This window comes from Pandoraea sp. B-6, assembly GCF_000282835.1.
Lineage (GTDB): Bacteria > Pseudomonadota > Gammaproteobacteria > Burkholderiales > Burkholderiaceae > Pandoraea > Pandoraea cepalis.
The window spans coordinates 1-5,126 of record NZ_AKXS01000033.1 but is presented as its reverse complement, the minus strand read 5'-3'; the positions used below and the strand labels follow the sequence as shown (position 1 = coordinate 5,126).

Sequence of the window (5,126 nt, the reverse complement as noted above, 5' to 3'; positions counted from 1 at the left end):
CTCACGCCTTCGCGCCTGCGGCGCTGCGCGCTTCGCTTGCTCCCGGGGGAGCGAGCTGCGTTATGGCGCTGCCCTTTTAATTGTTGATTCGATGTATGGCTTGAGATTCAGCATGAATAGGCGAATCCATTCGTCTTTCAATTCGGGGGGTACCTCTTCCGCCGACGGGGCTAAGCCCAGTGTTTTTAACGCACCCTCACTGGCCCTCGATATGGCCAGCGTTCTGACTCGATCATCGTTAAGAGCCTGAACGATCTTCCCGGTGTGCTGAAAAGCCTCAAGGTACATCTTTGGTGCCTCGCTCGCTATTTTTGGCAAGTCATCCAAGCGGCCTACGAGGCTGAAATCAACGGATAAATCCAGCGTTTTCCCCTCGACGGGATCAATGGCATAGGTCTCTTGAAAAGCCGGGCCGCTGTACTCATCGCTGATAAGGATAAGGAGCCTTGCAAAATTGAAGAGTTCTACATATCCGAGGATTCGACCTTCCTGTGGCTGAGCAACCACGGAAACACAGTGGAAAAGGTGATCCTGCGGTCGGTTCTCAATCAGATCCGCATCGAAGAAAAAGTAAAAGGGGTTTGGAGCCTCAGGGCTCGGGTCTAAGAGGTAAGCCAGTGCCCGAGCGCAGTTGCTTTTTTCAATATGATCAACCTCCGACAAGAGGGCCAGGCACGACTTGACCATAGACCTTCCGGCTGCCGGGCCGCCATAGCGGAAATTCATGCAGAGCGGTTCGTCCAAGTAATTGTCTACTTGCTCCGAGCGGGTGGTGGCGTTCTTGAAATCGAATTCCGGGTGATCGACAGCAATCTTTTTGAGCAAGTTCTTTATAGTTCTTGAATCATTTGCTCGAATGGCGACTTCTATCCTGTTGTCTGACTCTTGGGTCGATATATCATGCCCATCAAGCACCAATACAGAGTCAGCCCGAAGCCGTAGCTTTTCTCCTGACGCAGTTTGCACTTTGAAGTCTGGATGCGTGCCGCCTCGCCCGCGTTTGACTCCGGCTGCACTCGAAAACCAGAGGAACTGCTTTGCGAGTTCCGCCTCCCATGCAACGCCCCGCGTGCTATTGCAGCTCCTGCAGATGAAGTCGTGGACTTCCTTGCGCCCACCTATTGAGCTGGGAATGATGTGCTCACCCGTTCGGTGATCGCCCTCCAAGGGATTGGGGCAAAGCCAACATGTTTTCATGAATCCTCCCGACCGAAACGCAGCGCTTCGGCGACTACGACCTGGCTACTGCCAGTAGCTCTTCTGTCCTGCTCATCAGCACTGCCGTGCTGCATTCGAGCGCACTGGCGATCTTGAAGATGATCGCCAGCGTGGGCATGTGCTCGCCACGCTCGACCTTGCCCATGTGCGAACGCTCGATGCCGGCGAGGTTCGCCAGCGACTCCTGCGCGATGCCGCGCTCCGTCCGCAACGCGCGCACCGCCGCGCCGAAGGCTTGCGCCAACTCGGCGTCGAAGGTGGTGGCGCCGGCTGGTCGGCCACGCTGAATGGGTCGCTTCTGCATGGACAGAAGCGTCAATTCGCAGCACAATTAAAACCACGTTATCTTTAACTCATTCATGCTTTTGGCCCTTTTTCGTTCTTTTACGGAAATCCGCTTCTGCGGATTCCGGTGAAACCGGGAAACCGCCAACGTGCCTTTGCAGATTTCTACAATTGAGCTTTTGCGCTTTCGTGTTTCCACGGCTTTCGTGGAATACGCATCCACGCTTTCGCGTGGAAACGCAAAACCGACATGCCATGTTGGAACAGGAGCACCTCGATGAAGGCTCCCCTCGTCACCGAGGAGCAGCGCGCCGCGCTGCTGGAGAACGGGCGGCGGGTCGCCGCCGGTGAACCATACGACCCGTTGCCGGTCGTGCGGCTATTCACTCCCGACGCCCACGCGATCTGGCTGCTGGCATCGCTCGATCCTGCCGACGGCGATACAGCTTGGGGCGTCATGGACGTGGGCATCGGTATGCCCGAGCTGGGTCACATCAAGCTGTCCGACCTGGCCTCCATCGTCGGCCCGAACAAGCAGCCCGTAGCGCGGGATTTGTACTTCCAGGCGGTGCGCCCGCTGTCGGAATACCTGCGGCTGGCGCAGGAAAACCGCTCTGTCGTCGATTGAGCCATTCGCACCCAAGCCGGGCGTATTAAGGCTATTTCGGTCTTGCTCCAGACCCGCAAAGTCTGAATCCGCACTCTTGCACCGAAGCAGTGCCCTCATGCGAAAAACAGCCACGATCCTTTGCGGGAGTTGCGGCACGGTATTCCGTGCCGCATGACATTTCTAAGTCGGGCGGCCGTCGCATTCGGACGGATTTCGCAATACGCCGGAGCCAATTAGCCTTGACACCAACAGATACAGCTTAACCGGATTTCTACCTTGATTTAAGGCTCCTGCATGTCTGACGCCGTGGCGACGTTCCTGCTGTTCGACAGGAGCTACGGTCATGGTCAATCCTCATCACGTCGCTCACTGGTATCCCACGGCGGCTTACCTCTACATCTTGTGGCTGGATGCGCTGGCGCTGGCCTGGGAGTACTTGCGTAGGCATCCTGATTACCGGCTTGACTGGGTGCGCCGTGCGCGCCGCCCCGATGCTGCGTATCGCTGGGGCCTGCGCCTGCTGGAAGACCCGGCGCTGGATGCGCGTGACGCGCATCCGGCCTGGCTGCCCGGCCATGCGGCCGTGGTGCAACTCTATCCCGATGCTGATCCGCCGCCTGACGCGGCCAGATTCGACTTCTGGAACATTCCCGGCCACAAGCACCTGCTCCACGATGGCAAGCGGCTGGCATTGATCGCGCGCAGCCCCGGCCATTGCCAGCGTTACGCGCTGGCCTTTGGCCTGGAAGACGGCATGGCTGTCGCCTATGCCCATCGCGGCGACGCTGCCGCGCCTGTGCTCGATCACGCGCCCAGCGCCGCGCGAACCAGGCCCAGGCCGACGCCTGCTGCGTTACTGGAGCTGCACACCCTGCAGGCGCTCGACGCGACCCTGGCGGGCGCGTCCTTGCGCGACGTGGCCGAAGGATTGTTCGGCGTAGACGCCACGGCCGGTTGGTACAGCGACGGCGGCCTGCGCTCCAAGGTACGCCGCCTGGTGCGGCGCGGCGATGCGCTGATGCGCGGCGGCTATCGCCGCCTAGCACAGCTTGCGCCGCTTGAGAAGGGTCGTTTTGATGGCCACGCAAAACGACCCTGAGCAAGAGGGCTTCGTTTTCTGAGACTGCCTCCATCCGGTTGCGCTGTGCGGCCGGAGCTTTGAAAGCTACGGAGGTTCTCACTATGCGTCCCGCTCCCTTGCGGCCTTCTGCCGCACCCGCCACTGCCCCGACCACTGCTGCGCAGCCGCAGCGTTATCTGACCAACGACGAGGCCGCCGACTACCTGCGGCTGTCGCCGCGCACGCTGGAAAAACAGCGCGTACTCGGCGGTGGCCCGCGTTTTCGCAAGTTCGGCCGGCGCGTCATGTACGCCGTGGCCGACCTCGACGCCTGGGCCGCCGACCGCAGCTTCGAGACGACTTCCGATCCCGAATACGCCGAGCACCACTCGGCCGACAGCCGTGCGCGCTGATCGGCGGCACGCGGCAGGCCATCGCCATGTCCAGCACTGCGCTGCCGTCCCGGCAGCGGCCCGTGCCAGAGCGCGAACAGCTCGATCTGTTTCGCGCCTTGCCGGGCGACATGGCGCCGCGCGACAGCCAGGACTTGATGGCCTTTCCGTTCTTCTCGCTGGCGAAGTCGCGGCGCGTCGCGCCGATCGACTTCCGGGCCAGCGGCATCACGATCCGCGTGGAGGGCACGCAGGAGCACGGCATCGCCACGATTTGGGATGCGGACATCCTGATCTGGGCGGCCAGTCAGATCGTGGAAGCGCGCGATGCGGGCTTGCGCCCGTCGCGGCTGATGCAGGCCACGCCTTACGAGATCCTGCGCTTCATCGGGCGCGGTACGTCGCTGCGCGACTACCAACGTCTCAAAGCGGCCTTGGATCGCCTGCAATCCACCACGGTGGCCACGTCCATCCGGGAGACCACGGGAAGACGGCTGCACCGCTTCTCGTGGATCAACGAATGGAAGGAACTGGCCGATGCCAAGGGCACGCCCTTGGGGCTGGAGCTGATCCTGCCGGACTGGTTTTACGCGGGCGTCATGGATGCCGCCCTGGTACTGACCATCGACCCGGCGTATTTCCGGCTCACGGGCGGGATCGAGCGATGGCTGTACCGGCTGGTGCGCAAGCACGGCGGGCGCCAACCGGGCGGCTGGCAATTCGATTTTCGGCACCTGTATCGGAAATCGGGCAGCGCCACGCGCTTCTCGGACTTCGCCTACGACCTGCGCGCGCTAGTCGCTCGGCAGTCGATGCCCGGCTACGTCCTGGGCATCGAGCGAATGCCGGACAACGGCGCCGAGCTGCTGACCTTCCGGCCCGTGCCGTTCACGGCACGGGGATAAACGGTGCGCAGCTTGTGGATGGGCTCGTGCTATCAGGAGTACGGCGTATCGTGCTATCGGGAGTACGGCTATCGTGCTATCAGGAGTACGAATCGCCAGCAAACCCAATAACGGTGCGGGTTTGCGGCCCCTCTAACTTCCCTAACTTAAATCATCTAACTGATAGTAGAAGCGCCGCACGCCGGTGGAAAACCGCCGAGCGGCACCACGCACAGCAGCAACAGCCGGGCTTTCCAACGTGGAGGGTCAGGCCATGATCGTCGCGCTGCTCAACCAGAAAGGCGGCGTGGGCAAGACCACGCTCGCCACCCACATCGCCGGTGAGCTGGCGATGCGCGGCCAGCACGTCGTACTGCTGGACGCCGACCCGCAAGGCTCCGCGCTGGACTGGACGCAGCGCCGCAGCCAGCAAGGTTTGCCACGGCTGTTCAGCGCCGTGGGCCTCGCTCGCGAAACATTGCATCAGGAGGCGCCAGAACTCGCCAGGCGGGCCGATCACGTCGTCATCGACGGCCCGCCGCGCATCGCCGCCTTGGCGCGCTCCGCGCTGCTGGCGGCCGAGCGCGTGCTGATCCCCGTGCAGCCCAGCCCCTACGACCTGTGGGCCAGCGCCGAGATGGTGGCGCTGATCCGCGAGGCGCAGGTGTTCCGGCCTG

At 62.1% G+C, this 5,126-nt stretch carries 7 protein-coding genes; 5 read left to right on the top strand and 2 right to left on the bottom strand.

The window, feature by feature from the left end:
• Positions 1-60 precede the first annotated feature (60 nt).
• Complete coding sequence (locus A985_RS0100255; protein ID WP_021027212.1) at positions 61-1,197, bottom strand: HNH endonuclease; 1,137 nt, start codon at positions 1,195-1,197, stop codon at positions 61-63.
• A gap of 34 nt (positions 1,198-1,231) precedes the next feature.
• On the bottom strand, positions 1,232-1,522 hold the full coding sequence (locus tag A985_RS0100250; protein WP_021027213.1) for a helix-turn-helix domain-containing protein: 291 nt from the start codon (positions 1,520-1,522) through the stop codon (positions 1,232-1,234).
• A gap of 258 nt (positions 1,523-1,780) precedes the next feature.
• Between A985_RS0100250 and A985_RS0100245 the strand changes: the two genes are divergently transcribed.
• From A985_RS0100245 to parA, 5 genes are all read left to right on the top strand, one after another.
• The gene (locus A985_RS0100245; protein WP_017231428.1) at positions 1,781-2,131 is read left to right on the top strand and encodes a DUF2958 domain-containing protein; all 351 of its coding nucleotides are present in this window, start codon (positions 1,781-1,783) and stop codon (positions 2,129-2,131) included.
• A gap of 325 nt (positions 2,132-2,456) precedes the next feature.
• On the top strand, positions 2,457-3,212 hold the full coding sequence (locus tag A985_RS0100240) for a DUF2285 domain-containing protein (RefSeq protein ID WP_017231427.1): 756 nt from the start codon (positions 2,457-2,459) through the stop codon (positions 3,210-3,212).
• An 83-nt stretch (positions 3,213-3,295) separates the two neighbouring features.
• On the top strand, positions 3,296-3,586 hold the full coding sequence (locus A985_RS0100235) for an AlpA family transcriptional regulator (protein ID WP_021027215.1): 291 nt from the start codon (positions 3,296-3,298) through the stop codon (positions 3,584-3,586).
• 26 nt (positions 3,587-3,612) lie between these two features.
• Positions 3,613-4,470 carry a replication initiator protein A gene (locus A985_RS0100230; protein ID WP_017231425.1) on the top strand — a complete coding sequence of 286 codons (858 nt, stop codon included), beginning with the start codon at positions 3,613-3,615 and terminating at the stop codon, positions 4,468-4,470.
• A 253-nt stretch (positions 4,471-4,723) separates the two neighbouring features.
• Positions 4,724-5,126, top strand: a 403-nt coding sequence (parA, locus tag A985_RS0100225) for a ParA family partition ATPase (protein WP_017231424.1), incomplete at its 3' end; no start/stop codon positions are given.

Bases quoted from the DNA above. Each gene is read 5' to 3' on its own strand.
- A985_RS0100255 (WP_021027212.1), bottom strand. From the start codon at position 1,197: ATGAAAACATGTTGGCTTTGCCCCAATCCCTTGGAGGGCGATCACCGA.
- A985_RS0100250 (WP_021027213.1), bottom strand. From the start codon at position 1,522: ATGCAGAAGCGACCCATTCAGCGTGGCCGACCAGCCGGCGCCACCACC.
- A985_RS0100240 (WP_017231427.1), top strand. From the start codon at position 2,457: ATGGTCAATCCTCATCACGTCGCTCACTGGTATCCCACGGCGGCTTAC.
- A985_RS0100230 (WP_017231425.1), top strand. From the start codon at position 3,613: ATGTCCAGCACTGCGCTGCCGTCCCGGCAGCGGCCCGTGCCAGAGCGC.
- A985_RS0100235 (WP_021027215.1), top strand. From the start codon at position 3,296: ATGCGTCCCGCTCCCTTGCGGCCTTCTGCCGCACCCGCCACTGCCCCG.
- A985_RS0100245 (WP_017231428.1), top strand. From the start codon at position 1,781: ATGAAGGCTCCCCTCGTCACCGAGGAGCAGCGCGCCGCGCTGCTGGAG.